General features: G+C 51.4%; 28 protein-coding genes. 10 read left to right on the forward strand and 18 right to left on the reverse strand.

The annotated features are described in order from the left end of the window. Positions 1–3 precede the first annotated feature (3 nt). Positions 4–654, forward strand: a complete 651-nt coding sequence (locus Q9292_RS07975; protein ID WP_313986619.1) for a DUF4433 domain-containing protein — start codon at positions 4–6, stop codon at positions 652–654. Further along, on the forward strand, positions 655–1,728 hold the full coding sequence (locus Q9292_RS07980; protein ID WP_313986621.1) for a macro domain-containing protein: 1,074 nt from the start codon (positions 655–657) through the stop codon (positions 1,726–1,728). A 47-nt stretch (positions 1,729–1,775) separates the two neighbouring features. Here Q9292_RS07980 and Q9292_RS07985 read toward each other — a convergent pair whose 3' ends face one another. Further along, entirely contained in the window at positions 1,776–3,011 is a 1,236-nt protein-coding gene (locus tag Q9292_RS07985; RefSeq protein ID WP_313986623.1) for a leucine-rich repeat-containing protein kinase family protein, read from the reverse strand. 190 nt (positions 3,012–3,201) lie between these two features. On the opposite strand from Q9292_RS07985, the gene Q9292_RS07990 reads away from it, so the two are divergent. Continuing rightward, positions 3,202–3,423 carry an antitoxin gene (locus tag Q9292_RS07990; protein ID WP_275356071.1) on the forward strand — a complete coding sequence of 74 codons (222 nt, stop codon included), beginning with the start codon at positions 3,202–3,204 and terminating at the stop codon, positions 3,421–3,423. Between the two features lie 10 nt (positions 3,424–3,433). On the opposite strand, the gene Q9292_RS07995 is transcribed toward Q9292_RS07990, so the two are convergent. The 16 genes from Q9292_RS07995 to Q9292_RS08070 all read right to left on the reverse strand — a co-directional run bounded on the left by Q9292_RS07995 (position 3,434) and on the right by Q9292_RS08070 (position 17,736). Beyond that, on the reverse strand, positions 3,434–3,997 hold the full coding sequence (locus tag Q9292_RS07995) for a HupE/UreJ family protein (RefSeq protein WP_313986626.1): 564 nt from the start codon (positions 3,995–3,997) through the stop codon (positions 3,434–3,436). Positions 3,998–4,202: 205 nt separating this feature from the next. After that, positions 4,203–4,856: an urease accessory protein UreG gene (gene ureG, locus Q9292_RS08000; RefSeq protein WP_194748484.1), complete on the reverse strand. Its 654-nt coding sequence runs from the start codon at positions 4,854–4,856 to the stop codon at positions 4,203–4,205. 29 nt (positions 4,857–4,885) lie between these two features. Next, on the reverse strand, positions 4,886–5,584 hold the full coding sequence (locus Q9292_RS08005; RefSeq protein ID WP_313986630.1) for an urease accessory protein UreF: 699 nt from the start codon (positions 5,582–5,584) through the stop codon (positions 4,886–4,888). Continuing rightward, a complete protein-coding gene (gene ureE / locus Q9292_RS08010; protein WP_275356076.1) occupies positions 5,581–6,081 on the reverse strand; it encodes an urease accessory protein UreE in 501 nt (166 codons plus the stop codon). The genes Q9292_RS08005 and ureE overlap by 4 nt, the downstream gene beginning before the upstream one ends. 43 nt (positions 6,082–6,124) lie before the next feature. Further along, positions 6,125–7,828, reverse strand: a complete 1,704-nt coding sequence (ureC, locus tag Q9292_RS08015) for an urease subunit alpha (RefSeq protein WP_313986632.1) — start codon at positions 7,826–7,828, stop codon at positions 6,125–6,127. Positions 7,829–7,837: 9 nt separating this feature from the next. Then, a complete protein-coding gene (locus Q9292_RS08020) occupies positions 7,838–8,146 on the reverse strand; it encodes an urease subunit beta (protein ID WP_275356077.1) in 309 nt (102 codons plus the stop codon). 201 nt (positions 8,147–8,347) lie between these two features. Further along, positions 8,348–8,650 (reverse strand): urease subunit gamma, encoded by a 303-nt coding sequence (ureA, locus tag Q9292_RS08025; protein WP_018985924.1) that lies wholly within the window; start codon positions 8,648–8,650, stop codon positions 8,348–8,350. Between the two features lie 36 nt (positions 8,651–8,686). Next, complete coding sequence (locus Q9292_RS08030) at positions 8,687–9,553, reverse strand: urease accessory protein UreD (RefSeq protein ID WP_313986638.1); 867 nt, start codon at positions 9,551–9,553, stop codon at positions 8,687–8,689. A gap of 132 nt (positions 9,554–9,685) precedes the next feature. Further along, positions 9,686–10,375, reverse strand: coding sequence for an urea ABC transporter ATP-binding subunit UrtE (gene urtE, locus Q9292_RS08035; protein WP_194748366.1), 690 nt, complete (start codon positions 10,373–10,375; stop codon positions 9,686–9,688). Positions 10,376–10,403: 28 nt separating this feature from the next. Beyond that, positions 10,404–11,147, reverse strand: coding sequence for an urea ABC transporter ATP-binding protein UrtD (gene urtD, locus Q9292_RS08040; RefSeq protein WP_194748367.1), 744 nt, complete (start codon positions 11,145–11,147; stop codon positions 10,404–10,406). Further along, positions 11,144–12,433 carry an urea ABC transporter permease subunit UrtC gene (gene urtC, locus Q9292_RS08045; RefSeq protein ID WP_194748368.1) on the reverse strand — a complete coding sequence of 430 codons (1,290 nt, stop codon included), beginning with the start codon at positions 12,431–12,433 and terminating at the stop codon, positions 11,144–11,146. The genes urtD and urtC overlap by 4 nt, the downstream gene beginning before the upstream one ends. Before the next feature lie 112 nt (positions 12,434–12,545). Beyond that, complete coding sequence (gene urtB, locus Q9292_RS08050) at positions 12,546–13,463, reverse strand: urea ABC transporter permease subunit UrtB (RefSeq protein ID WP_194748369.1); 918 nt, start codon at positions 13,461–13,463, stop codon at positions 12,546–12,548. 130 nt (positions 13,464–13,593) lie between these two features. Then, entirely contained in the window at positions 13,594–14,832 is a 1,239-nt protein-coding gene (urtA, locus tag Q9292_RS08055) for an urea ABC transporter substrate-binding protein (RefSeq protein WP_194748370.1), read from the reverse strand. A gap of 61 nt (positions 14,833–14,893) precedes the next feature. Beyond that, on the reverse strand, positions 14,894–15,232 hold the full coding sequence (locus Q9292_RS08060; RefSeq protein ID WP_275356083.1) for an FmdB family zinc ribbon protein: 339 nt from the start codon (positions 15,230–15,232) through the stop codon (positions 14,894–14,896). Positions 15,233–15,286: 54 nt separating this feature from the next. Next, a complete protein-coding gene (gene fmdA / locus Q9292_RS08065; protein WP_313986645.1) occupies positions 15,287–16,510 on the reverse strand; it encodes a formamidase in 1,224 nt (407 codons plus the stop codon). Between the two features lie 41 nt (positions 16,511–16,551). Beyond that, positions 16,552–17,736, reverse strand: coding sequence for a porin (locus Q9292_RS08070; protein WP_194748373.1), 1,185 nt, complete (start codon positions 17,734–17,736; stop codon positions 16,552–16,554). Positions 17,737–17,894: 158 nt separating this feature from the next. Between Q9292_RS08070 and Q9292_RS08075 the strand changes: the two genes are divergently transcribed. The 3 genes from Q9292_RS08075 (at position 17,895) to rpoH (ending at position 20,728) form a co-directional block, all read left to right on the forward strand. Next, complete coding sequence (locus Q9292_RS08075) at positions 17,895–18,521, forward strand: hypothetical protein (RefSeq protein ID WP_313986649.1); 627 nt, start codon at positions 17,895–17,897, stop codon at positions 18,519–18,521. 357 nt (positions 18,522–18,878) lie between these two features. Then, positions 18,879–19,328 carry a hypothetical protein gene (locus Q9292_RS08080; RefSeq protein WP_313986652.1) on the forward strand — a complete coding sequence of 150 codons (450 nt, stop codon included), beginning with the start codon at positions 18,879–18,881 and terminating at the stop codon, positions 19,326–19,328. 545 nt (positions 19,329–19,873) lie between these two features. Further along, on the forward strand, positions 19,874–20,728 hold the full coding sequence (gene rpoH, locus Q9292_RS08085) for an RNA polymerase sigma factor RpoH (protein ID WP_194748485.1): 855 nt from the start codon (positions 19,874–19,876) through the stop codon (positions 20,726–20,728). Positions 20,729–20,815: 87 nt separating this feature from the next. Here the strand turns inward: rpoH and Q9292_RS08090 are convergent, their stop codons facing one another. Continuing rightward, the gene (locus tag Q9292_RS08090) at positions 20,816–22,771 is read right to left on the reverse strand and encodes a dynamin family protein (RefSeq protein ID WP_194748376.1); all 1,956 of its coding nucleotides are present in this window, start codon (positions 22,769–22,771) and stop codon (positions 20,816–20,818) included. Between the two features lie 230 nt (positions 22,772–23,001). Between Q9292_RS08090 and Q9292_RS08095 the strand changes: the two genes are divergently transcribed. The 4 genes from Q9292_RS08095 to ubiB are packed head-to-tail and all read left to right on the forward strand — an operon-like array spanning position 23,002 to position 26,296. Then, a complete protein-coding gene (locus Q9292_RS08095; RefSeq protein ID WP_194748377.1) occupies positions 23,002–23,397 on the forward strand; it encodes a gamma-butyrobetaine hydroxylase-like domain-containing protein in 396 nt (131 codons plus the stop codon). Next, complete coding sequence (gene ubiE, locus Q9292_RS08100; protein WP_194748378.1) at positions 23,381–24,148, forward strand: bifunctional demethylmenaquinone methyltransferase/2-methoxy-6-polyprenyl-1,4-benzoquinol methylase UbiE; 768 nt, start codon at positions 23,381–23,383, stop codon at positions 24,146–24,148. The genes Q9292_RS08095 and ubiE overlap by 17 nt, the downstream gene beginning before the upstream one ends. A 4-nt stretch (positions 24,149–24,152) precedes the next feature. Beyond that, positions 24,153–24,749: an SCP2 domain-containing protein gene (locus Q9292_RS08105; protein WP_313986657.1), complete on the forward strand. Its 597-nt coding sequence runs from the start codon at positions 24,153–24,155 to the stop codon at positions 24,747–24,749. Further along, on the forward strand, positions 24,749–26,296 hold the full coding sequence (ubiB, locus tag Q9292_RS08110) for a ubiquinone biosynthesis regulatory protein kinase UbiB (protein ID WP_313986660.1): 1,548 nt from the start codon (positions 24,749–24,751) through the stop codon (positions 26,294–26,296). The genes Q9292_RS08105 and ubiB overlap by 1 nt, the downstream gene beginning before the upstream one ends. Position 26,297: the final 1 nt, after the last annotated feature.

Here is a 26,297-nt window from a genome sequence, read left to right on the forward strand (position 1 = left end):
TAGATGGCTTACAACTATACAAAACTTAATCCTGAAAATGCCTTTATCTGGCGTATCGTCCACAGGGATAATTTACCTTGGATATTAAGCAATGGTTTGTATTGTCGAAACTCACCAGAGTTTGACCCTAACTTTGTTTCAATTGGCCATGCGGACTTGATTAACAGGAGAGCTAGTAGACGTGTAGAAGTGGCACCTGGCGGCACTCTAAGCGATTATGTACCGTTTTATTTCACGCCATTTTCACCAATGATGTACAACATATTTACTGGTCGAAGTGGTGTAAATAAACGCGAGAAAGAAGATATTTGTATATTAGTGTCCAGTCTACACAAGGTTAACAAATTGGGTGTACCATTCGTGTTTAGTGACAGGCATGCTTATACAAGTCTCGCAAAATTTTCGAACAATTTATCAGATTTACATCGTATTGACTGGCCTTTATTGAGGGCACGTAATTTTCAGCGTAATCCAGATGATCCAGAGCAGATTGAACGCTATCAGGCTGAAGCCCTTATCTATCAACATTTGCCTGTTACAGGTTTATTAGGGGTGATTTGCTACAAAGATACGGTAAAGGCCTGGCTGGATAAACATGTTACAAAATCAGGGATTGCACTTGATGTGCGCGTTTTACCAAAATGGTATTTTTGAATGATTAAGTTTACTCAAGGTAATTTACTAGAAGCAAAAGTCGATGCACTGGTGAACACAGTGAATACTGTGGGCGTCATGGGCAAGGGGATTGCTTTGATGTTTAAAGAGCGCTTTGACTATAACTTTCAGCAATACGCCAAAGCATGCAAAGCGGGTCTGGTACAAACGGGCAAGATGTTTGTCACTGAGGTGAACGAGCTTGACGGCCCTAGATGGATCGTTAACTTCCCAACCAAACAACATTGGCGTGCTGACTCTAAAATGGAGTGGGTTGTTGATGGTTTGCATGATTTACGCAGATTCATTGTCGAGCATGATGTCCACTCGATTGCGATTCCTCCATTAGGTGCGGGAAATGGTGGACTCAACTGGTTAGAAGTGCGGCCACAAATCGAACAGGCTTTAGGTGATTTACCTATTGATATTCTGGTATTTGAACCAAGCCAACAATATCAAAATGTTGCAAAACGTGAAGGGGTAAAAGAGCTAACGCCAGCGCGGGCACTGATTGCCGAGCTCATTCGGCGCTATTGGGTGTTGGGGATGGAGTGCAGCCTGCTGGAAGTACAAAAGCTTGCCTGGTTTATGGAACGGGCGATTGAGCGATTTAACCCAGAGAGCAATCCACTCAAGTTAAATTTCAAAGCACATATTTACGGCCCTTATGCTCAAAATCTAACCCATTTGTTGAATGGTTTGGATGGTAGCTATCTGCATTGCGAGAAACGCATCGCTGATGCAGATAAGCTTGATGTAATTTGGTTTGAGGACAATCATAAAACGGTTGTACAAACTTACTTGCAGACTGAGGCGAAGGAATATCTGCAAGCGCTCAATTACACTGAGTCATTAATCGATGGCTTTGAATCCCCCTATGGGATGGAGCTTTTGGCGACCGTAGACTGGTTACTGTTTAAGGAACAGATTAGCCCTAACGTGCAATCTATTCGTGAAGGTCTTAAGAAATGGGCCGGGGGCGCTGAGGCGGGTGCTCGCAAAAATAGACTGTTTGATGACCGAGCATTACAAATTGCATTGGATAGGTTGATTAGTCAATCATCCACTCACTAAAAGCTTTCTGAATAACCTAATTAAATCTCAGCGGGGTTCTGGCTATATTATGAATCACCGCTTTTTCTCACAACCGCTGCCAACTCCTCAGCCAACACCGCTAGTGCCCTAGCCTCCAGTTGCAGTATTTTTTGCGTAAGTGCTGGGTTATCTACAGGTAAAAATGACGCACCACCCAAATCACTTAACACCACTTTTTCAGCGCCCCACAAAATATTGTGTGCGTATAAATCGCCGTGCATAAGACCATGGGCATGCAAGTGTTCTGCGGCTTGAGTAACGCCGTTCAAAATCATTTGTGCTTGCTCTGGCGTGAAGGTGAGGTCATCAGCGTACACATCCCGTGTGCAGCTCTCATAGCTGGGCGGCTTGGCCAGCACTTTTAAAGCGGCGTCCAGCAAAGGCATGACCAATCCTTGCACAGCTTGCGGATGATGGTGGATCACGCCTTTAACACCGACTAAATTCGGGTGCTCGCCTGCCAGCATACTGGCGTGCATTTCACAGCGTGGCAGGCCGTCGCTGGTGAGCCCACTTTTGAAGAGCTTGACTGCCACAGATTCATGCATGTTTTTGTCTTGCATTACCGCCTGGTAGGTAACACCAGAGGCACCCTCGCCTAAGACCTGTTGCAGCGTGAGGGTTTGCCAGTCGATGTGCTGCATGGGATGTTGGCTGATTAACGCTTGCTCGATGGCGTTGCAAAACGGGTTGCCGGCATAGGCGAGCCAGGTGAGTTTGGGGAGATCAAATAAAAATTCGGGCAAGGTCTCAAACTGGTTAGCAGACATCCGCAATAACTCCAGTGCATGACAATTTGCCAGACTGGCGGGCAAGCTGATGAGCTGGTTACCTGCCAGCATGAGTTTTTGCAGTTTGCTGCACTCACCCAAGGCATGAGGCACCCTACTTAATGCGTTATCGGTGACGATAAACCAGCGTAAGGTGTGGGTGGGGATGGCGGCTTCCGGGATGTGTTTGATCTGGTTGGCTTTAAAACCAATCATGCTTAGGTTTTCGCATTGGCCCAGCACTTCTGGCAGGTGCGTAAACTGGTTGTTTGAGCAAAACAGAATGCGCAGTTTTTTCAGGCTGCTTAAATCACTAGGCAAGTCAGTGAGCGCATTGCCGGACAAGTCCAGGATTTCCAGGCTATCGGCTACGTCAAAAATCTCAGCGGGGAACTGCGTTAACTGCGCACTTAATTTGAGCTGTTTAGCCCCTTGAAGTTTGCCTGCCTTGAGTTGAGCGAGAGTGTCGTCGGGCGCTGGGGTGGGTGTCATCACAATGCATGTATTTTATGGATGCGCTATGTTACTTCAATTACTTTGCAGATTTTCATCTCGGCCAGGAGATTCAGCGGCGACAAAAAACCTAGACTAGTCTCTTACAACCAGAGGTTGCATTATCTCCACCCGCTTTTAAAATACATACAATCTCTTGTACACAGTTAAATTAACGAGGGGAACGTTTATGCAAACCTTAAAAACGCGTGTTTTTAATAATGGGAATAGCCAGGCCGTGCACATTCCACGAGCTTTCCAATTAGATGTTCAACAAGTTGAAATAAGCCGTGCAGACAATGGTGATCTGGTGATACACCCCATCAAACCTAACAGAGGGGATAGGCTGATGGAAGCGCTAAATCAATTTGACGACGACTTTATTCGTGCGCTTGCAGATATTAGCGCGTAATCAACCTGTTTTAAGCCAACATCCACACAGCGCCCAAGCCCAGCATCAAGCCGCCCAGTAATTGCGTGGCTTTTTGCAGTTGCGGATTGGTCTGGCGACCCAACACCCAGCCCAAGCCATGAAGCACAGCGGTAGCCAGCACCATGCCCGCCAGGCCTGACCACTGGTTGCCAATTTCCATGCCATGCAAATAGCCATGTGCAGCTGCAGCGATGCTGACAACACCGATTTGCACGGCGCGGTTCACTTTTAAATCGCTAACCAGTAACAAGCCCATGACTATCACACTGGCCGCCACCAGGGTTTCAGCCAATGCAACCGGCAGCGAGGCCATGGCGAATGAAGCAGAGGCTGCCATCACAGTCACAAACAGCACAGGCAACTGCCAACCTTGTGCGGCCGGACGGCGTGCCGCCCAGATCCCCAGCGCGAACATCACCAGCAGATGATCCCAGCCACTGAATGGATGCATGAAGCCAGCGGCAAAGCCAGACTCCAAGCCATGGCCCGGATGGGCAACCGCGCTGGTTGAAGCTGCGAGCGCACCTAAAAATAAAAGAATACTTTTTTTCATTGAATCTTCTCCGTTTTAATTTCGGGATACTTGTGGTCTAAACCACTTTAGTCTGCATTTGGTATTTCAACCCAATTCAAGATGAACTACCTTCAAGTGTTCAAGCGAATGATATGCGTTTGTGGCAAGGCGTGCGGGCGCAGACAGTACAAACTAGTATGGCAAGCCCGCGCAACACCGCCACGGACGCATAGCATTTGCTTGATTAAAGCATCAGGCCTTGTTTTTCGATGAACCTGACAATTTCTTCTAATCCCTGCCCCGTCTTCAGGTTGCTGAAAATAAACGGTTTCTCGCCGCGCATCTTCTTGGCGTCACGGTCCATCACTTCCAGAGAGGCGCCCACCATAGGCGCCAGGTCTATCTTGTTGATCACGAGCAGGTCAGACTTGGTAATGCCGGGGCCACCTTTGCGCGGGATTTTTTCACCGGCGGCGACATCAATCACATAAATGGTGAGGTCGGACAATTCGGGGCTGAAGGTGGCGGCCAGGTTATCGCCACCGCTTTCGACAAACACAATATCCAGCGTCTGAAAACGTTTGCTGAGTTGCATCACCGCTTCGAGGTTCATGGAGGCGTCTTCACGGATGGCCGTATGTGGGCAACCGCCGGTTTCGACGCCAATGATGCGTTCTGGCACCAGCGCTTCGTTGCGGGTTAAAAATTCGGCATCTTCTTTGGTGTAAATATCGTTGGTGACCACGGCAATGTTATATACCTCGCGCAAACGCTGGCACAGCGCCAGGGTCAGCGCGGTTTTGCCGGAGCCCACCGGGCCACCAATGCCCACGCGCAACGGCTCTTTGAACTCGGTGACTTCAGGCATGGGGCTATCAAATTGGGTATGTATTTTCATCATGGGTTAAACGCTCTTTAACAAACAGGTTATGACCTGAACAAACGGCTGTACTGGGTCTCGTGCAAACAGCCCGCGATACTCAGCAATGGATTAAAGTTACTCATCTCTTCATCTTGCAGGGCCATGGCGCTGGCGACCACTTGCGGCAGCTGTTCGCCCAGCGCCAGTAAAATGGTCTGCCCGGCCACTTGGCCCAGTGGCACGGTTTTCATGGCGGCGCTGGCCTGATTTTCACACCAGCCCCAGGCGTAGCCATGCAGCATGTGCTCTGGCGCAATCTGCCAGTGTTGGGCGATGGCGGCATACATGGTGGGGAATGCCGGGCTCGTCAGGGTGTTGAGTTTTGCCACCAACGCAAGTGGCGTGTCTTTGAGCTCGGACAGCAGGCGACGCAGTGAATAGCCCATTTGCCGGGTTTCAGCATAGCCTTCGGCGGTATCACGGCCCGCCTGGTAAAAATCATCCCATGCCTGCACTTGCGCCAGGTCATCGGCTTGCCAGGCTTGATACAAGCGGTAGAGCACGGGCAACTCGAAACGCGCCTGATACACCTGCAAGCTATCGCCTATCCAGGCTTGTGCGCTCGGCACATCTTTGACCTGGCCGGATTCAATCGCCCACTCCAGCCCCTGCGAGTAACAATAAGCCCCCACCGGCAGCAACGGGCTGGCCAGCTGCAGCAAGCGGCTGAGGGCCAGGCTCGCGTTTAACGGGCTGACACTCATTCGCTGCCCTGCCCGCTTTTCACGCGTGGGCGCAACGCTTGCAAACTGTCCTCATCATGCCCATGCCGGTGACCGCCACCATAGGCGCCAGCTTCCGGCTCAAACGGTGCCTGGACTTCGCTCACTTGCATACCCAGCCCAAGCAACATGTCGCGCAACACATAATCCTGCTCCAGCCGTAGCCAGCCATCACCAATTTGTAGCGGCACGTGCCTGTTGCCCAAGTGGTAAGCCGCGCGCATCAAGTCACGTGGCGTCGGTGCAATCACGTTATACACCGGCTCCTGCGCCGCCACGATCTGCACCACCACACTGCCGTCTTCAGACTGGATCAAATCGCCCCCGCGCAGAATCAGGCCGCGCGATAAAAACAGCGCCGCTTCACGGCCTGAAGCCAGGGTCACGCGCAAACGGCTTTTCTGGCGCTGGTCAAACGGCAGCTCCAGCGTGTCGTCAATATGGCCACTGAGGGCGATGCGTTCGGTTAAATGAATCATTTTTTAATTTCAATCACAATCAATATGCCTGCACAGCCATTGATTAAAACAAGAAGTACCGCTGCGCCATTGGCAGCACCTCCGCCGGCTCACACACCAGCGGCATCCCGTCTGCCAGCACTTCATAGGTTTCCGGGTCCACATCTATCTTGGGCATCCAGGTGTTATGCACCATGTCAGCCTTTTTGACGTCGCGCGTGCCTTTGACCGCTACCAGTGGCTTTTGCAGGCCGAGCGCTTTAATTTCAGGATTTTCGAGCGCGGCTTGCGAGACAAAGGTCAGGGCAGTTTTGAGACCGCCGCCATAGGCACCAAACATAGGGCGGTAATGCACGGGCTGAGGCGTCGGGATAGACGCATTCGGGTCGCCCATGGCCGCGGCCGCAATCATACCGCCTTTAATAATCGTAAATGGCTTCACGCCAAAGAAGGCGGGTTTCCACACCACCAGATCAGCCAGTTTGCCGACCTCGACCGAGCCGACCACATGACTGATACCATGTGTCAGCGCCGGGTTAATGGTGTATTTGGCGATATAGCGTTTGACGCGGAAGTTGTCGTTGCCCGCCGCATCTTCAGCCAATGGCCCGCGCTGGATTTTCATTTTGTGCGCAGTTTGCCAGGTGCGGATAATCACTTCACCGACACGGCCCATGGCTTGCGAGTCGGATGACATCATGGAAAATGCGCCCAGGTCATGAAAAATATCTTCGGCAGCGATGGTCTCACGGCGGATACGGCTTTCGGCAAAGGCAATATCCTCGGCAATCGCCGGGTCCAGATGGTGACACACCATGAGCATATCCAGATGCTCATCTATAGTGTTGACGGTAAATGGCCGCGTCGGGTTTGTAGAGGATGGCAGCACATTAGGCTGGCTGGCCGCCTTGATAATATCTGGCGCATGGCCACCGCCCGCGCCTTCGGTATGGAAGGTATGGATGGTGCGGCCCTTGAACGCGCCTATGGTGGTCTCAACAAAGCCGGACTCATTCAGGGTATCGGAGTGGATCGCAACCTGGATATCCATTTCATCCGCCACACTCAGGCAGTTATCAATCGCGGCGGGCGTGGTGCCCCAGTCTTCATGCAACTTGAGGCCGATGACCCCGGCGCGTACTTGCTCTCTGAGCGGTTCAGGCAGGCTGGCATTGCCCTTGCCTAAAAAGCCCAGGTTCATGGGGAAAGCATCGGCTGACTGCAACATACGGTGAATGTGCCAGGGGCCGGGCGTACAGGTAGTCGCAAAGGTGCCGGTCGCAGGCCCGGTGCCGCCGCCTATCATGGTGGTGACGCCAGACATCAGGGCTTCTTCAATCTGTTGCGGGCAAATAAAGTGGATATGGGTATCAATGCCGCCGGCCGTGATGATCATGCCTTCGCCGGCAATCACCTCGGTGCCCGCACCTATGGCAATGGTCACCCCAGGTTGGATATCCGGGTTACCGGCTTTACCGATGGCAGAAATATAACCGCCCTTGATGCCGATGTCGGCCTTGACGATGCCCCAGTGGTCGATAATCAGCGCGTTGGTGATGACGGTATCTGCCACTTCGGCGGCCAGCCCCTGGCCTTGGCCCATGCCGTCACGGATGACTTTGCCGCCACCAAACTTGACCTCTTCACCATAAATGGTGAAATCCTGTTCGACTTCTACCCACAGCTCGGTGTCGGCCAGCCTGACCTTGTCCCCCACGGTGGGGCCAAACATTTCCGCGTATGCGCGTTTATCCATTTTCACTGTCATTGCTACTCCCTACTTTAAGGCGCCCATTACGCGGCCAGCAAAGCCATACACTTTGCGCGCACCCGCCAGTTTGACCAATTGCACGGTACGGGTCTGCCCCGGCTCAAACCGCACCGCAGTGCCCGCCGCAATATTCAAGCGATAACCATAAGCCAGCGCCCGATCAAACGACAAGGCATCGTTGGTCTCATAAAAATGGTAATGCGACCCGACCTGAATCGGCCGGTCACCGGTATTGGCCACATCCAGCGTGACCGTTTCACGCCCAACATTTAATTCGATGTCGCCTGCTGCGACCTGCATTTCGCCGGGAATCATATGCTTTCCTCGTTTTTAATATGCATTCTTAATACCTTTTTTTACCGCCGATATACGCAGATAAACGCCGATATTTTGTGCATCCGGTTTCGACAGGGTGTTTACACAAACCCACCACTCCAAAACCAGTGCTGGCCAAAGATGATATTGATTTTATCGGCGTGCATCGGCGTTTATCGGCGGTTTAATTTTTTGTATCTATTAGGGAATCGGATGATGCACCGTCACCAGCTTGGTACCGTCTGGGAAGGTGGCTTCGATTTGTATATCCGGGATCATTTCCGGCACGCCTTCCATCACCTCATCGCGGTTCAATAGCGTGGTGCCATAGCTCATCAGCTCGGCCACGGTTTTACCGTCACGCGCACCTTCCATAATGGCGGCGGAAATAAATGCCACCGCCTCAGGATAATTCAGTTTCAAGCCACGCGCCTTGCGCCGTTCAGCCAGCAAGGCCGCGGTAAATATCAATAACTTGTCTTTTTCTCTGGGAGTTAATTCCATAGGATTGTTCTCTGACTATATTTTTGTGCACGCAGCTTATGTATTCCAAATCCGCGGTCTGACTGCGTCTTTTTGATAATACCATGGCCGCAGTAACTGCCAGCACTGCTCAAAATACTGCCTGGCCTGCTGTGAAGCCTGGCCAACATAACGGATACATAACACCTCTGGCAAGGCGGTCACACCAGTATTGGCATCAGGCAAAGTAATCTCGCGACAAGCTTGCAGCACCTCTGCGGGCACGGCCCCGGCACACACCAGAAAAGTACCGAACACCACCGAGCCACCCAGGCCAACAGGGCTGCTTTTTAAGCGGTCATTGCCGTGCATGCGGGCACGCTCATTCCAGATCAAGCGGCCATCGCGACGGATGCGCTGATTGAGCTGATAGGCGCCGGTCTGCCAGACCTCCTGCTGCGCCTGACGGCCCAAACAGACGATGTCCCAGGCCGCAAGGGTGGCATCGCCCGCCAGATCAATCTCGGCATTAAAACCAACTTCAGCGGCATCAAACAGGATATTTTCTTGCGGCAGCCACTCGAGGCCACTGCCGGACGCCAGCTGAAAATGCAGCGTTTGTGTGGCGATCGTGCCATTGGCCTTATACCACTTGCCAGCGCCGGGGGTGGTCAACAAGGCGTTTGCGCCCTCCCCCACGTGCACTTGCAAATGCAGCGCATCGCCCCCTGCGACCCCGCCAGGCGGATGCACAATGACTGCATGACAGACAGCTTCGCCTTCAGGATGCAGGCTTTTTTGCACCACCAACGGGCCTTTATGTAAGCGGTGTGCCAGGTAAGAACGTGCTTCACGCTTAGCAAAGCCAAGCTCTAATCGGGCTTGCCAGTGTTTTGTTGCGATCGTTTGCGCTAGCGATGGTGGCGTATGCTTTAAATCATCCATAACGGCATCATGCCACAGACAAATCAGGAATATTACTTTTTAATGCTTGCCACAGAGGACACAGTGCGTACAGAGGAACTGCAAATTCGTTTTGCTCTGTGGACGCCGTGTCCTCTGTGGCTAAAAAAGCACTTATACAGACAAATAACTTTTTACCTTAGCTGCATCCACGTTGTCGCGCGTATCCTCATGGATAAAACGGCCTTTATCAATGACGATAATGCGGTCTGCCACTTCCATGGTGAAGCTCAACACCTGCTCGGAGACGATGATGGTGATTTCACGCATTTTGCGGATTTCGTTGAGGACCTTGGCGATGTCCTTGATGATGGACGGTTGAATCCCTTCGGTCGGCTCATCCAGCAGTAATACTTTTGGATTGGTCACCAGCGCACGGGCAATCGCCAATTGCTGCTGCTGACCACCAGACAGGTTACCGCCCTTGCGTTTACGCATTTCATGCAACACCGGGAACAGCGCAAAAATATCATCCGGGATCTCGCCTGAAGCCGATTTTTCGAGACCGGTTTCAATGTTTTCCTGCACGGTCATATTAGGAAAAATCCAGCGGCCTTGTGGCACATAGGCCAGCCCCTTCATGACGCGTTCATGGGTAGCTGAGCCTTGCAGATCGACCCCATCAACGGTGGCTTTACTGGCTTTGCTTGGCAAAATGCCCATCAGTGATTTGAACAGCGTGGTTTTGCCCATGCCGTTGCGGCCCATGATGGCCAGTGTTTCGTTTTTGTTGGCTTTGAAATTCAGGCCATGAATGACCTGACTTTGGCCATAACTCACCTGCAAATTTTCAATTTCAAACATGCTGTGCTCCTTGAATGGCCTAATCCAATTAATGTCCTAAATACACTTCAATGACTTTTTCGTCTGCCTGGACTTTCTCCATCGGCCCCTCGGCGAGGATTTTGCCCTGATGCAGCACAGTCACCTTGTGCGCAATTTTCTTCACAAACTCCATATCGTGCTCGATCACAATCACCGAGCGGTTCTGGCAGATGCGGTTGAGCAAATCGGCGGTCTGGTCGCGCTCCTTGGCGCTCATGCCTGCCACAGGTTCATCCAGCATCAACAGCTCAGGCTCTTGCATGAGCAACATGCCGATTTCCAGCCATTGTTTCTGGCCGTGACTGAGCAAGGCAGATTCCATCTCAAGAAACTCGGTCAACATGATGTCTGCCGCCACTTTGCGTACACGGTCTTCCACCTCTTGTGTCCGTTTGAAGGTCAGGCTGCCAAACACGCCGCGGCCTTTGGGGTAAGACACTTCCAGGTTTTGGTAAACCGTCAGGTTTTCATAAATGGACGGGTTCTGAAACTTGCGGCCGACGCCGGAACGCACAATTTCGTGCTCGGACAGCTTGGTCAATTCAGTGTTTTTAAACTTGATTGAACCGGCTGTGGATTTGGTTTTACCGCAAATCAGGTCCAGCACCGTGGTCTTGCCGGCGCCGTTAGGCCCCACCAGCACACGCAGTTCGTTTTTGTCGATATACATGGTGAGGCTATCCACCGCTTTAAAGCCATCGAAGGAGACGGTCAGGTCTTCTACTGCCAAGACGAAGTCGGTATTACTCATGCTTCTGCTCCTCTCATTTTATTGCTTTCGATCGCGGACGGCTGATCAGTGCTGGCCGCCGCTTTCTTACGTGATGTTTTCTTGACGCCCGCTTCGGTAGAGGTTACGGCGCCCGTGGTTGAAGATTCGGTAAGTACTGCTTGTGCTTCTACCTCAGAAGTACTTACCTCAGGCTTTTTTGCGTCAGCCTTGTCTTTGAACCAGCCATATTTGGTCGCCAGGTTGTCCCAGATACCAGCCAGGCCATTCGGGAAGAACATCACCACAGAGATAAACAGGCCACCCATGAGGAACAACCACAACTCTGGATAGGTTTCTGAAAACACGGTTTTACCGTAGTTAACCAGCAAGGTGCCATATACGGCGCCAATCAGCGAGGCACGCCCACCCACGGCACAGAAAATCACCATTTCAATCGAAGGCACAATACCGACAAAGGACGGTGACATAAAGCCCACTTGCAAGGTAAACATTGCACCACCAACGGCAGACATCATCGCCGCCAGGCAGAAGATAAAGATTTTAAAGTTGGAAACGTCGTAACCAGAGAAACGCACCCGCTCTTCTTTGTCACGCATGGCTAGCAACAACATACCGAACTTGCTGCTCATGATGTATTTGGACAGGAAGATCGCCCCGAACAGCAACAAACCATTCACGTAGTACAGGATATATTTCGCAGAATCGGTGCGAATATCCCAGCCCAACATGGTACGCAGGTCTGTCATGCCGTTCACACCACCGGTATAGCCTTGCTGACCAACAATCAGAATACTCAGGATCAGCGCAATCGCTTGCGTGATGATGGAGAAATATACCCCACCCACACGACGCTTGAACATGGCATAACCGATGATGTAGGCAAAGATGGCTGGCACGGTGAGTACGGCAATCAGCGTGAAGGGTAGGCTTTTGAACGGCTCCCAAAACCATGGCAAGGCCGTGAGCTGGTTCCAGTCCATAAAGTCAGGAATGCCTGGCGTAGACTGGATTTTAGTGGTTTCTGGATCGGACGCTTCCAGCTTGAGGAACATCGCCATCGCATAGCCCCCCAGACCGAAGAAGATACCCTGGCCCAGACTCAAAATACCGCCATGCCCCCATAACATCACCAGGCCGACGGCGACAAAGGCGTAGGTCAGGTATTTACCAATCAGGTTGAGGCGGAAAATATCTACCCCCAGTGGCAACACGACGAAGATCAGGGCGGCCAGCGCAGCCAGGCCTATCACGCCTTCCTTACCACCCAGCACAGGACTGGCTTTCATTTTTTCCCATAATGTCATCAAAAATCTCCTCTATTGATGCGTTGATTCTAGTGCGACAGATACAAAGTACTAATACGTCTATTTACTTATGGCAACGCGTGAGAAGCATGCTCACACGTTGCCGTATCTGTTATTTACGCAGTTTGGAGGCAAACAAACCTTCAGGTTTCATCATCAAGATTGTGACGATGGCAAGCAGCGTGGACACTTTACCCATGGAGCTAGTCATAAAGAACTGCAGGATAGATTGCGCCTGGGCGATGCCGAAGGCTGAGGCAATCGTCCCCACAATGCTGGCTGCACCGCCAAACACCACCACCATAAAGCTGTCTACGATGTAGAGCGTACCCGTGGTTGGGCCGGTAGAAGCAATCGTGGTAAACGCAGCGCCCGCGATCCCGGCAATGCCGCAACCCAAGGCAAAAGTAACACGGTCGACTTTTGCAGTGTTAATGCCCACTGCACCCGCCATGGTACGGTTCTGCACCGTGGCACGCACACGTAGGCCCCAGCGTGATTTATACATAAACATATAGACACCGAGGGTCACCAGCGCAGCCAGGGCCATCACAAAAACACCGTTGATCGGGATATCAATGTCTGGCGTCGGCTTGAAAGAGCCCAACATCCACTCAGGCAACTCGGCACTCACCTCTTTGGCGCCAAAGGTGGAGCGGAAGATCTGCTGCATGACTAGGCTTAGCCCCCAGGTCGCCAGCAAGGTATCCAGTGGCCGCTTGTACAGGTGCCGGATCATGCCGTATTCAACAACATAGCCGACCGCGAATGCCAGCCCGAACGCAATGAGGATGGCAAACAAAAAATAGTAATTGGTGAAGCCGTAAGTGGCAGCCACCTTGGATAGCATGACTGTGGTATAGGCACCGATGGTCATAAACTCACCATGCGCCATGTTAATCACACCCATCTGCCCGAAAATAATCGCGAGACCCAGTGCCATGAGTAGCAACACTGTAAACATGCTCAGGCCGGAAAAGCCTTGCATCACCACAATATTGCCTATATCTGCCATCGAATAACCAAACATATCGGTCTCCTTAAAATGCAACTTCTCAAAATTGCTGACTGCTTGAAATTGTTTACAACTTGAATGCTGTTTGCGCCAAACGGTAGCCGGAGTAACCGGCTACCGCTTAAGCATTTACGAGAGGACTAGCTTATTGATAGCCTTTTGGAAATGGATCAGGTTTGATGTAATCAGAGGTGTATACCACTTTGGCCTGGCCATCTTTACCCCACTGACCAATACGCAGTTTGGTGGTCAGGTGGTGGTTGGCTTCCACAGTAACAGGACCTTCTGGTGCATCTTTGAAAGTGTAGCCTGGCAATGCTGCTTGCACTTTGTCTACATCGAAGCTACCTGCACGCTCAACGGCTGCCTTGTACAACCATGGACCCAGGTAAGCAGCTTGTGTCACGTCGCCGATCACAGACTTCTCACCCCAGCGTTTTTTGAACGCCTCTACAAATTTCTTGTTAGCCTCATTGTCTTGAGACTGGAAGTATTTCATCGCAGAGTAGAAACCAGCCAGGTTTTCACCACCAATACCCAACACTTCGTCTTCGGTCACGGAGATGGTCAACATGGTTTGTTTGCTGGAGTTCAAACCGGCAGCGTTCAATTGTTTGAACCATGCCACGTTACTACCGCCCACCACCGCTGCGTAGATCACGTCAGGTTTTTTCAGTTTGATTTTGTTGATCACAGAACCGAACTGGGTATCGCCCAAAGCGATGTACTCCTCACCTACTACGGTGCCATGCAAGTGTTGCTCGATGTGCTTACGTGCAATCTTCATGGAGGTACGTGGCCAGATGTAGTCAGAACCAATCAGGTAGAAAGTCTTGGCTTTTTTCTCTTTAGCGATCCAGTCCAACCCTGCCAGAATTTGTTGTGTCGCTTCTTGACCGGTGTAGAACACGTTTTTGGATTGCTCCAGACCTTCGTAGAAGGTTGGGTAGAACAACAAGCCATTGTCTTTTTCAAACACTGGCAAAGCCGCTTTACGTGAAGCAGACGTCCAGCAGCCCATCACAGCAGCCACTTTGTCTTTTTCCAGCAGTTTCTTCGCTTTTTCTGCGAAAGTTGGCCAGTCAGACGCACCGTCTTCCTGGATAATTTCAATCTTGCGGCCCAGAATACCGCCCATGGCGTTGATCTGTTCGATCGCCAGCTTTTCAGCCTGGATAGAACCGGTTTCACTAATCGCCATCGTGCCGGTGGCAGAGTGCAGAATACCTACTTTTACTGTGGAGTCAGTCACTGCCAAGCCAGTCGTATTCACTTTTGCAGTCGGATAATCCGCTGCAAATGCATGACCGCTGATAAGGCCTGCGGCCATCATGGCACCGACCAATGCGCCCTTCATAAAACCGCGTCTGTTTGAGGTACTCATTACTTCTTCTCCTTTATGGATAAATCAATAAAATCAATAATTAAGGGATTGATGTCGCTGATTAATGCCCGACCATCCACGGCCGTGCCGTTTTCTTGGTCTGCATTTGCAAGCCCGGTTTACCTGTATCCTGGTTGACCGGAGGCTTGGTTTTACACGTGTGTGATCCGGTACAGCCACAGCTGGAACGTCTGGCTGTACGCGGCTCGTTGGCAGATTTCTCGTTACGTTCATGCGCAGACCGTTGCATTTTGTCCATGATGGCCAGTTTAGGCACAGATAAAATCCGTGGACTCTCTGCCCCGCAACAATCGCAGTAGGCAGGCAAACTCGACTCACTCATTTTGCGTAGCGCAGTAAACACGCCACAACTGTCACATTCATATTCGTAAAGAGGCATCTTGGTTTCCTATCAAGTCTGATCAAATAAACTGCACGCGATCAACACTCATTGTTATGTGCAAGTGGACACATCGATGCCTGGCGGCACCATGATCTTCGGTCCATCCGCGTTAGGTCGGATATCAAACTCAAAGATCTCGGTCGGGACCCACAAGGTGGCGCAAGCGTTAGGGATATCAACGATGCCGCTGATATGCCCCTCTACCGGCGCAGTCCCCAGAATGGATACCGCTTGTTCGCCGCTGTAACCAAATTTTTTCAGGTACTCAATCGCATTGAGGCAAGCCTGGCGGTATGCAACATGCACATCCAGGTAATGTTGCTTGCCTGCTTCGTCAACCGAAATCCCTTCAAAAATCATGTAATCACGGTAAGTCGGTGTGATCGGGCTGGGCTGGAATACAGGGTTTTTAATCCCGTATTTCTTCACACCATCCTTGATCAGGCCAACCTTGATATCGAGGTAACCGGCCATTTCAATCGCACCGCAGAAAGTGATTTCACCGTCGCCTTGTGAGAAGTGCAGGTCACCCATGGAGAGACCGCCATCCTTCACATAGACCGGGAAGTACACCCTTGAGCCTTTGGTCAGGTTCTTGATATCGCAGTTACCGCCGTGATCACGTGGTGGCACGGTACGCGCGCCTTCAGCCGCTGCTTTTTTGGCAGCATCACCACTCAAACGGCCCATGACGGCAGATTGTGAAGTCGGAGGGCAAGCCAGTGGCGGGACACGATCCGGATCCGTTGCAATCAGGTCGCCTTCACGCTTGTTCCAGGTTTCGAGCAGTTCTTTGGATGGCAGGCAACCAATCAGACCCGGGTGCATAATGCCGGCATACCGCACCTTAGGCACATGACGGGAAGTGGTATACACGCCGTGGAAATCCCAGATGGTTTTGCTCGCTTCAGGGAAGTGGTCGGTCAGAAAGCCCCCACCATTTTCCTTGGCAAACAAACCGTTAAAGCCCCATTGATATTCATCAAAAGTACCCACATCCAGAATATCCACCACCATCAAGTCACCCGGCTCAGCACCTTCCACGCCAATCGGGCCACTCAGGTAGTGCACCTGGGTTAGATCAACGTCACGCACATCATTGGCGCTATCGTTATTACCGATCTGACCACCTGTCCAGTCCATACACTCAACACGGAACTCATCCCCTGGCTTGACCATGGCAATCATCGGCAGGTCGGGGTGCCAGCGGTTATGAATCTGGCCGTCCTGCTCCCATGGTTTTTTATCCAAATCCAACTTCACTATTGTTTTCATTACGCTCATCTCCTTTGTGGGAAAGGGTTATAAGGTGTTGATTAGAACTGCATCTGCAGGGCGACTCGGACGAAATCTTTATTAGAAGCCGTCGCGGTATCTTCTTTGCCGTAGGTGGCTGTCAAAGTCGCGTTGTAAGGTGCAATCACGTAATTGGTGCCCACTTCAAAGCGTTTGCTTGCGCCACCGCCGGTGGTATTGGTAAAAGCTGTCGTTGTCGAGTTGTAGCTTGTCACACCATCGGCGTTAAATTTCTGGTAACGAATGATAGGCATGAATTTGCCCCAGCCTACTTGTTCCTGGAACAGGTAGCCTAAGCCAGCGGAGTATGCATGACCTTGCTCACCTTTAAACACACCATCGGTGCCGTAGTAGTAGTAAGCAGCTTCAGCAGAAAAGGTACCAGGACCCACATCTTTTTTCTCTAACAGGAAGTCCACGCTGTAAGCTTTGTAATCACCCACCACATTGGTAGGGCTGACAACACCATCTTTTTTGTAACGTCCAGCAACCCCGATGGCAAGAATGTCTTTAGCACCAAAGTAGTTGCCTGTACCGTAGTAGCCTGGTTCTGCATCCCAGAAATCGTATTGCACACGACCGGCATACATCAGGTTATCTTTATGTGTTGAAGATTGTGACTGCGCGCCAACCCCACTAAAACGGAAAATCTGGTTACCTTCAAAGGCACCGAATGAAACATTAAGATGATCCTCAAGAAAGCTGGTAACCATAGCCACACCGTCATCACGACCAATCACACCACCGTTCCAGCCATAACGTGAAGCAATGTTGGCCCAGTAGCCACCACCCATGGAGTAGTAAGGACCTGCCATGTTGGCACGGTCACTCGGAGACAGGAAACGACCTGCCCAGATGGCCACTTCAGGGGTTAACTGAAATTGCACGTTGGCATCAATCACTTCAACATTAGAGCCTGCAGAGCCGCCACCTGATTTTTCAGTGTTCAGCATGCCTTTGATATACTTGTTAAAAGAACCAGAGATATAAATACGAGCACTATCCAGAGCGAAGTCGTTTGAACGATCGCTGCCTTGATTCACAGCGTCCTCTTTTGAGTTATAGCTGCTGATAAAGCCAAACCCAAGGCCAATATATTTATCTTCGCCAAAGTTGATTGTTGCACCCGCATTTGCCAGTTGTGCACCCAGGCCACAAGCCATTGCTACCGCAGTATGCAAGGCACATTTTTTCAAGTTCATCATCTAAGTTCCCTTTCTCGTTAAATTCAAATCACAGTTGATCAAAACTTGCGCTCAGCTTAACGAGAGGGGGGTGTAGGACAAATACGTCAATTTGCGTAGTGGCGAGGGCGTGAAAAGCCCGCTAGACTGCGCATAACAAATCACGAACAGGACTCGCAATGCGTCTTTTAACTTACCTATTCATGACCGCTGTATTGGCAGGATGCGGCCAGATTTCTTACAAGCAAGGCGGCAACCAGCAGGACATCGAACGGGCGCATCAAGCCTGCCGTGGCAGCGGCGATCAGCTCTCGGCATGCCTGGCCGAGCATGGTTGGAAAAAACCCAAGCTAGATGCGTTTGACCCTTTGTTTGCAACCATAGAGGCTTCGGATAACCGCGGTGGCATGCAAAGCAAGCCCAGTCCTTTTATAGACTTATCCAAAGAGAATGCAGCGAAAGCGCAAGCTGCAGCTGTTGCAAAAAAACCACAAGCAAGCCCGGCAGCAACCAGTGGTGCCTCTGCCCCAGCCAGCTCGGCACCGTTAACGCCAGCGGACGACGCACCTGAATCAGCCCCTGCTGCGCCACACAGCACCGTGAATGACGGTCCCGATGTAGCGTATTCGATCAATTCATGGTGGAAAATGGGGGCTTTCCCCAACCAGCTATCTCGTGACCAAGCCAGCTGCGAGAAAAAGCTGGGAGAAAACTACCTGCCTGATTACAAGACACAGACTTTTAAACGTGCGTTTGTCTCCTGTATGCATGACTTGGGCTGGATGGCCGTACGCAATGTGAAGTAAAAAATTGCTTGCCAGTCGCCGTCCGTCAATCGGATGGTGCCATTGGCAGGCACGCGAGGCTGTCAATAGAGACCACTTTACACTCGCGCCAAGACAGAAGCATCACAAGCCAGAAATTAACAAGCTATTGATTTAACCATCTCATCCTGCCCAGGTGCCCTGACCTGAGCCTGTTGATCCGCCCCATGCCATTAGTTCTCTCAAAAATCATTCATCATAAAACCCAGGCAATGACTGTCAGCACCCTCTGACAACGCTATCAGAATAATCAGACTGCTCTGCGGGGCATAGCCTTTCTAAAATCCGCCTATGCAAATCAATCTGCATTTTTCTGAAACAGATAGAAAGAAGGTAACCATGCTCAGAATACTCATGGCAGGTGCATTATGTTGGACAATTGCCCTGGCCACGACCGCAGAAGCCGGTGTCGCGGTCAGCGTGGGGCAACCCGGCTTTTACGGCCAGATAGTCCTCGGTGATGCTTATCCAGTGCCGCAAGTGGTCTACCCGCAACCCGTGATTATCCAGCCACCACCGGTGGCCGTGGTGCAGCCCCCCATGTATCTGCATGTACCGCCCGGCCATATGAAGCGCTGGGCACGCTATTGCGGCGGCTATGGCGCTTGTGGTCGTCAGGTCTATTTTGTACAGGATGGCTGGTATCAGAATGTTTATGTGCCACATTACCGGGCACATCCTGGTCCACCTGGGCCTGGTCCCGGTTGGGATCACTGGCATGATGGCCCACCGGGGCCAGGAGGCAGACCTGGCGGCCCGGGACGTGGCCATGGTCACGACAGGGATTAATCTGAAACCATTCAATACCGTGAGCCTGATGACAGACCGGATACTGTAAGCACAGTGTCAGCCAAACCGATTATGATGCTTTATCCTTTATCAGGCTCAGCACATTGCTGTGCCGCGATGAAGGATAAAGCACGCAGGCGTAACAAGCGGCGATGCCCCACCCAACATCACAACGGATTGCAGTGACTGGCTTCAAGCGGTAACTATTAAGGTTCAGCTTCATGCAACCGGTTCTGCGCCTTGTGTTGCATAGGATCCAATAAGTTGCACAACATATTTGCCCCACTGCCCCATGCCCTTGCTAACGTCAGTATTGCCTGCCCGCCATATGAATATCCCCCCATTATCCCGATCTCCCTGCCAACGCCTTCCGGCAGTGATTGATCCTCCAAAATTGAGGTTGAATTCCGGGTTTTATTCTGCTTTTCGAGCCGGATTTAGTTTATAAAATGCGATAGCCAGTTGGAACTTTGCCAGAGACTAGCACTCTCATACATTGAGTGCTAAAATTGTTTTAAATCTCTTTTGATACCAAGGAGTTTGTTATCAACGCTTTTACATTACCTGTCGTTGCATCGGCAGACAGCCTGGATAAATACCTGCAGACCATCAAGCAGTTTCCGGTGCTGACCGCTGAAGAAGAATACGGTTATGCGACCCGCCTGAAACAAAGCGGGGACCTTGAGGCTGCGCGTGCGCTGATTGTGTCGCACTTGCGTCTGGTCGCCAGCATTGCTCGTGGTTACAGCGGTTATGGCCTGCCCCAATCAGACCTGATCCAAGAGGGTAATATTGGCTTGATGAAAGCAGTTAAACGCTTTGATCCCGATCGCGGTGTGCGTCTGGTTTCTTTTGCCATGCACTGGATCAAGGCTGAGATTCATGAGTACATTGTGCGCAACTGGCGTTTGGTCAAGACCGCCACCACCAAAGCGCAACGCAAGCTGTTCTTTAACTTGCGCAGCATGAAAAATGGGTTTGAGACCTTAAGCCAGGAAGATGTTCAACGCATTGCGACTGAACTCAATGTGAAACCAGAAGACGTGACCGAGATGGAATACCGCCTCAATGGTCAGGAAATCTCTCTGGATGCGCAAGTGGACGAGGATGGCGAAGAAGTGTACAGCCCAATCGCTTTTCTGGAGGATGAAGGTCCAGAACCTTCTACCTTGCTGGAAAACCTGCAGACTGAGCACATGCAGACAGAAGGCCTGAGCATGGCTTTGCAGCAGCTGGATGAGCGTAGTCGTCGTGTACTGCAAGCCCGCTGGCTGACCGAAGGCAATACGGCGACCTTGCATGATCTGGCCGCAGAATTTAGTGTTTCGGCTGAACGTATCCGCCAGATTGAGCAAAAGGCGATGCAAAAGATCAAAACCTATATGCTGGAAAGCAAATAAAAAAACGGGTGCCAGTCACCCGTTTTTTTATGTTCGTGTTTCAGAGGTCTTACCTCTTCCCCCCAAAATCTTGGCCTCAATCACCGCTTAGGCAGCTTTCACGACGACCTCTTCATGCATCAACGCCGTCATGGCTTTGGCATGCAAATGATCCAGATCTGCCAACTGCTGGCGAATAGAGAGTTCCACCTGCTCCAGGTCCGCAATACGCTCTTCCAGGGTATCGGTGGCCTGATAAATACGTTTGATACTTTCGACCCGGCGCTTGAGTTGCACATGATGCTCACGCATCTGGCTTTCCATAGGTGCCATCACGGCTTTAAGCCAGCTTTCCGTATCGCGGTTAGCGGCTTCATACTCGATAATGACATGGCTGGCCAGGGTCTCAAAGAATTTACTGGTCAGCGTCAGCTTTTCATGCGCAATCATGTTAAAGGTGGTATTGAACTGATCGCGGTAAATCGCTTCGAGTTTATTCAGGGCCTTGAGGTAACGTGAAGTGGAAAATGGGGGGGGCGACTTTTGCAACAGGCCATGTTCTTTGGAGAATTTTTCATACATGGCTTCCATCATTTTCTTGATCTCAAGCACATGCACGTCTGCATCCATCATCCGGCGCTTGAGGTCACTGAAAAAGTCATCCATGGCCTGACGCATGGTTTTGGTAAATGCGGCTTTCATCATGGTCTCACGCGTTTCACGCACCTTGTTCTTGAGTGCTGGCATGCCGAGATGGTGAAATAACTGGTTGGATTGCACGGAAAACACACTACGCAAAGCCTGGTAGCGTTGCAAGCCGACTTCAAAATTGACCTTATCCTGTTTGACCTTGCGCATCATCTGCGCAATAACGTCTTCATTTTTACCTTGCAGGCAACGCAACTCGTCCGACTGGTCTAGCACGCTTTGCAGTCGGGTTTCCAGGGTCACCCGCGTTTGCTGCATCATGTCGTCAATCTCACCCTGCAGGCTCTCGCGCACAATTTCCTGTTTGGCCGGGATCAACTCATCCGAGAGATTTTTCTCCAGCTGCAACAAGCGGCTCTTTTGCAGCAAGGCCACATCACCTTTGACCTTGGCCAGCAAGCCTTTTTGGGCAGAGGTTGGCAAGATCTGGTCGCGCGACAAGCCCAATAACTCAGCAGTATGTTGCAATTGACGATAAAGCTCTGCCTCCACCTCATCATCTGTCTTGAGCGGATCCCACAAGCCATCAATCTTGTTGAGCACCGCCATGCGGCCTTTTTGCTTCCAGCGTGCGCCACTGATATAACGGCGCCAGACTTCCATCTCGGATTTGGTAACCCCGGTATCCGCGCCGAGAATAAACAGCACGGCATGCGCATTCGGCAGCATGCTCATGGTTAACTCAGGCTCGGCACCGATGGCATTGAGGCCGGGCGTATCAAGGATTACCAAGCCCTGCTTGAGCAAGGGATGCGGGAAATTAATCATGGCATAGCGCCAGCATGGAATCTCCATCAGGCCATCTGCGCCGATCAACATGGCATCGTCAGAATTGTCAGGATGATACAAACCCAGCGACTGCGCCTCTTGCACTGTCACGCGACGGGTACGACTGACCTCCTTGAAGGCTTCAACCATGCTGTCGCGCGAATGGGCATCGAACTCCACCACAGACCAGGCTTGCGGCATGCGGCGATATTCAGTAATGGAAATCTGGTGGGTATTGGTTTCAATCGGCAGCAGTGACAGGCTAACGGGTTTGCCGGTGTCATAACGCAGTTCGGTGGGACACATGGTGGTACGGCCTGCACCGGATGGCAACAACCGGTGACCATACCCTGAAAAGAAAATGGCATTGATGAGCTCTGACTTGCCGCGCGAGAACTCTGCAACAAAAGCGACATTGAGCTTGTCTTCACGTAAGCGGTTGAGTTGCTGCTGTATGCGCTCATCTAACTGCACATCACTGAGCTGCTTGTCCGCAATCCAGCGTCGATACTCTCCCAGTACATCAGCAATCGATTGACGCCAGCGTGTGTACAAATCAAATTGTTGTGCCAGTCGGTTATTTTCCATAGGACCTGCTGCAATTTTATTAAGGTGACCTACTTGTTGTTATTTTTCTATAATCTAACATGAATTGTTAAAAGATCAAATAAATCATGCAAGTACAGCTATTAATTCACAAATAAAATGAATTATCAACCCTAACATGAAACATTTGCTTGCCATGCGGTAGATGCGTGCATCTGCTATCATGCGCAATATTCAAGTTAACGGCCCCAAACACGGTTTTCTTCAATCATATGAGCGGTCTACATCCTGATTGCCCCATCCCTACCCTGATCCAACTGCATCAGGGCTCGCGCTTGCTGGAAATTCATTTCGATAACCAGACGGAATGCATGCTGTCATGCGAATTTTTACGTGTCTACTCGCCCTCTGCCGAGGTCCGCGGGCATGGCGCAGGCCAGGAAGTGCTGCAACTGGACAAGCAGGATGTGAACATCAGCGCCATTGAACCGGTTGGCCGCTATGCAATCAAACTGATATTTGATGATGGTCATGATACCGGGCTGTATTCATGGGATTATCTGTATTATCTGGCACAACATTATGAAAGCCTGTGGCAAGACTACATCGCCAAACTCACCATGGCAGGCCATACGCGCAAGGAACCCAAGCATGCAATCCAACACTGAGCAGCAAAAAACCACCCACTTTGGCTTTGAAACCGTCGATGAACGGGAAAAACAGAAAAAAGTGGGCGAAGTCTTTCATTCGGTGGCGCAAAAATACGACATCATGAATGACGTCATGTCTGCGGGCATGCATCGGCTGTGGAAACGCTTTGCCGTGGATGTCAGCGGCGTTGGGCAGGGTGACAAAGTACTCGATATTGCCGGCGGCAGCGGCGACCTGTCGCGCCTGTTTGCCAAAAAAGTGGCGACCCAGTCTCCCAGCAATCCCGGCACGGTCATTTTGACCGACATTAACGCCTCCATGCTGGGCGTGGGCCGAGACCGCATGATTGATGCCGGCCTGACCATTCCGGCCACCCAATGTAATGCCGAAGGACTGCCGTTTGCTGATGAAACCTTTGACTGTGTCATTGTGGCGTTTGGCCTGCGCAACATGACACATAAAGACGTTGCGCTCAAAGAAATGCAACGTGTGCTCAAGCGTGGCGGACGCCTGCTGGTACTTGAGTTTTCCAAGGTTTGGCAACCACTGGAGAAACTTTATGACACCTACTCTTTCAAACTGCTGCCTAAGTTTGGTAAATGGATCGCCAACGATGAGCCCAGCTATCGCTATCTGGCAGAAAGCATCCGCATGCACCCTGACCAGGAAACCTTGAAACAGATGATGCATGCAGCAGGCTTTGAAAAAGTCGATTACTACAACCTGACTGCAGGCGTGGTCGCGCTGCACAAAGGCATCAAACTCTAACCCCATGTTCAAGCCCTTGATTCAATTCGTGCTGCAGCACTTGATGCAGCAAAACCGCTGGACCGCTCCCAGGTTACAGCCGTATGCGCACAGTCATCTTTGTATAGACTTTAAAGTGGCCCGCGTCATGCTGACAGTGTTAAGCAATGGTGAGCTGGCAGTTGCAGGCGATACCGCCACAGCAGATGCCACCATTCACTTGCCGCCCAGCCTGGCCATGCGGCTACTGAGGCAAAATCCGCAGGCGCATAGCCTGATTAAAATTGATGGCGACAGTGCGCTAGGCATGGAAATCGGCAAGATTCTGGCGGCCATCCGCTGGGATGTCGAAGAAGACTTGAGTAAAGTGGTCGGCGATGTGGCGGCTTTTGAAGTCGTCCAACTCGGTCAGCAAACCATGCAGCGCTTGCAAGGCCAGGCCAAAGACCTGGGAGAAATGCTGGTGGAATACTGGCAAGAAGAGCAGCCGTTACTGGCAAAAAAAAACCGCATCACGCAATTTAACCAGGCCGTCGACCAACTCAGGGAAGACACAGACCGCTTGCAGCTGCGCGTAGAAAAACTGTTGGCCGCTAATGCCCCCGCAGAAAGTCAGCCCTGATGCACTGGATACGCTTTTTTCACATTATCGGCATGCTGATCTGGTATCGGCTGGATATTTTCTTTGTCCGTGACAATCAACCTGGCCTGGGCTCGCGACTGCTCAACGGGTTGTTATTCTGGCGCCATGCGCCGGAGAAACGGGCCGTCCGCTTGCGGCTGGCCCTTGAAAAACTCGGCCCGATTTTTGTCAAGTTTGGCCAGATGCTGTCTACACGCCGCGACTTGCTGCCACCGGATGTGGCCGATGAACTGACCAAACTGCAGGATCAGGTGCCGCCATTTGCCTACGCTGAAGTGGAGCGTATTATTGAGCAGGCCTTTGACGCCCCGCTGACGAAGGTTTACGCCGAGTTTAACGCGGTTCCGGTCGCAAGCGCTTCGGTGGCCCAGGTGCATTTTGCCAAACTGCATAGTGGCGAGCAGGTAGCTGTTAAAGTGTTGCGTCCCAATATTGCCGCCATTATTCATAGAGACATCGCCTTACTCCGCACGCTAGCCTGGTGGGTCAAAAAACTCTCCCGTGAGGGGCGCCGTCTCAAGCCGGATGAAATGGTGGATGAATTTGCCCGTCACACCGAGCACGAGCTGGACCTGACCCTGGAAGCTGCACAGTGCGCACAGCTTGGCCGCAATTTCAGTGACCGCCGCCTGCTGGTGCCTACGGTTTACTGGGACTATTCTCGCAAGCAAGTGATGACCATGCAGCGTATGTTTGGCACGCCTGTCCGCGAAACCGCCACGTTGCAAGCCTATGGTATCAACCTGACCCAATTGGCTCACGAAGGCGTAGAGGTATTTTTTACGCAGGTATTCCGTGATGGTTTTTTTCATGCCGACATGCATCCGGGCAATATCCAGGTGGTGACCGCGGGGCCGGACAAAGGCAAATTCATTGCCCTGGATTTTGGCATCATGGGTAGCCTCACGCCTACCGACCAGTATTATCTGGCGCGGAACTTCCTCGCTTTTTTCAACCGTGACTACCGGGATGTGGCAGTGGCGCATATTGAGTCTGGCTGGGTGCCGGCAGATACCAATGTAGAAGCCCTCGAAACAGCCGTGCGCGCCATTTGCGAGCCGATCTTTGAAAAGCCGCTGAAGGAAATTTCATTTGGCCGCACCCTGCTCAGCCTGTTTCAGATGTCACGCCGCTTTGGCGTGAATATTCAGCCGCAACTGATTATGTTGCAAAAAACCCTGCTCAATATTGAAGGCCTGGGCCGTGAACTGGACCCGAATATCGACTTGTGGCAAAGCGCCAAACCATTTCTCAAGCGCTGGATGAGCGAGCAGATCGGCTGGCGCAGCCTGCTTAAATCTGCAAAACGCGAGCTCCCCTACGTACTTGCCCATGCTGCAGAAATGCCACGCCTGCTGGAGCAATATCTGCGCAATCAAAGCGAGCTGGCCAAACAGCAAACCCATATTGATACCTTGCTAAACAGCCAGCACAAGCAGGCCACCTGGCAAAAATGGGCGACGATGGCCATTCTCGTGCTGGTATTGCTTCAATTTGCCAGCTTGTTTTTACTGTTCACTCACTAAA

The sequence above is a fragment of the Methylophilus sp. VKM B-3414 genome, assembly GCF_032248435.1.
Classification (GTDB): Bacteria; Pseudomonadota; Gammaproteobacteria; order Burkholderiales; family Methylophilaceae; genus Methylophilus; species Methylophilus glucosoxydans.

What these genes read in the sequence shown, in the direction of transcription:
- Q9292_RS07975 (WP_313986619.1), top strand. Translation starts at nt 4, where the DNA reads ATGGCTTACAACTATACAAAACTTAATCCTGAAAATGCCTTTATCTGG.
- Q9292_RS07980 (WP_313986621.1), top strand. Translation starts at nt 655, where the DNA reads ATGATTAAGTTTACTCAAGGTAATTTACTAGAAGCAAAAGTCGATGCA.
- Q9292_RS07985 (WP_313986623.1), bottom strand. Translation starts at nt 3,011, where the DNA reads ATGACACCCACCCCAGCGCCCGACGACACTCTCGCTCAACTCAAGGCA.
- Q9292_RS07990 (WP_275356071.1), top strand. Translation starts at nt 3,202, where the DNA reads ATGCAAACCTTAAAAACGCGTGTTTTTAATAATGGGAATAGCCAGGCC.
- Q9292_RS07995 (WP_313986626.1), bottom strand. Translation starts at nt 3,997, where the DNA reads ATGAAAAAAAGTATTCTTTTATTTTTAGGTGCGCTCGCAGCTTCAACC.
- ureG (WP_194748484.1), bottom strand. Translation starts at nt 4,856, where the DNA reads ATGAAAATACATACCCAATTTGATAGCCCCATGCCTGAAGTCACCGAG.
- Q9292_RS08005 (WP_313986630.1), bottom strand. Translation starts at nt 5,584, where the DNA reads ATGAGTGTCAGCCCGTTAAACGCGAGCCTGGCCCTCAGCCGCTTGCTG.
- ureE (WP_275356076.1), bottom strand. Translation starts at nt 6,081, where the DNA reads ATGATTCATTTAACCGAACGCATCGCCCTCAGTGGCCATATTGACGAC.
- ureC (WP_313986632.1), bottom strand. Translation starts at nt 7,828, where the DNA reads ATGACAGTGAAAATGGATAAACGCGCATACGCGGAAATGTTTGGCCCC.
- Q9292_RS08020 (WP_275356077.1), bottom strand. Translation starts at nt 8,146, where the DNA reads ATGATTCCCGGCGAAATGCAGGTCGCAGCAGGCGACATCGAATTAAAT.
- ureA (WP_018985924.1), bottom strand. Translation starts at nt 8,650, where the DNA reads ATGGAATTAACTCCCAGAGAAAAAGACAAGTTATTGATATTTACCGCG.
- Q9292_RS08030 (WP_313986638.1), bottom strand. Translation starts at nt 9,553, where the DNA reads ATGGATGATTTAAAGCATACGCCACCATCGCTAGCGCAAACGATCGCA.
- urtE (WP_194748366.1), bottom strand. Translation starts at nt 10,375, where the DNA reads ATGTTTGAAATTGAAAATTTGCAGGTGAGTTATGGCCAAAGTCAGGTC.
- urtD (WP_194748367.1), bottom strand. Translation starts at nt 11,147, where the DNA reads ATGAGTAATACCGACTTCGTCTTGGCAGTAGAAGACCTGACCGTCTCC.
- urtC (WP_194748368.1), bottom strand. Translation starts at nt 12,433, where the DNA reads ATGACATTATGGGAAAAAATGAAAGCCAGTCCTGTGCTGGGTGGTAAG.
- urtB (WP_194748369.1), bottom strand. Translation starts at nt 13,463, where the DNA reads ATGTTTGGTTATTCGATGGCAGATATAGGCAATATTGTGGTGATGCAA.
- urtA (WP_194748370.1), bottom strand. Translation starts at nt 14,832, where the DNA reads ATGAGTACCTCAAACAGACGCGGTTTTATGAAGGGCGCATTGGTCGGT.
- Q9292_RS08060 (WP_275356083.1), bottom strand. Translation starts at nt 15,232, where the DNA reads ATGCCTCTTTACGAATATGAATGTGACAGTTGTGGCGTGTTTACTGCG.
- fmdA (WP_313986645.1), bottom strand. Translation starts at nt 16,510, where the DNA reads ATGAAAACAATAGTGAAGTTGGATTTGGATAAAAAACCATGGGAGCAG.
- Q9292_RS08070 (WP_194748373.1), bottom strand. Translation starts at nt 17,736, where the DNA reads ATGATGAACTTGAAAAAATGTGCCTTGCATACTGCGGTAGCAATGGCT.
- Q9292_RS08075 (WP_313986649.1), top strand. Translation starts at nt 17,895, where the DNA reads ATGCGTCTTTTAACTTACCTATTCATGACCGCTGTATTGGCAGGATGC.
- Q9292_RS08080 (WP_313986652.1), top strand. Translation starts at nt 18,879, where the DNA reads ATGCTCAGAATACTCATGGCAGGTGCATTATGTTGGACAATTGCCCTG.
- Q9292_RS08090 (WP_194748376.1), bottom strand. Translation starts at nt 22,771, where the DNA reads ATGGAAAATAACCGACTGGCACAACAATTTGATTTGTACACACGCTGG.
- Q9292_RS08095 (WP_194748377.1), top strand. Translation starts at nt 23,002, where the DNA reads ATGAGCGGTCTACATCCTGATTGCCCCATCCCTACCCTGATCCAACTG.
- ubiE (WP_194748378.1), top strand. Translation starts at nt 23,381, where the DNA reads ATGCAATCCAACACTGAGCAGCAAAAAACCACCCACTTTGGCTTTGAA.
- Q9292_RS08105 (WP_313986657.1), top strand. Translation starts at nt 24,153, where the DNA reads ATGTTCAAGCCCTTGATTCAATTCGTGCTGCAGCACTTGATGCAGCAA.
- ubiB (WP_313986660.1), top strand. Translation starts at nt 24,749, where the DNA reads ATGCACTGGATACGCTTTTTTCACATTATCGGCATGCTGATCTGGTAT.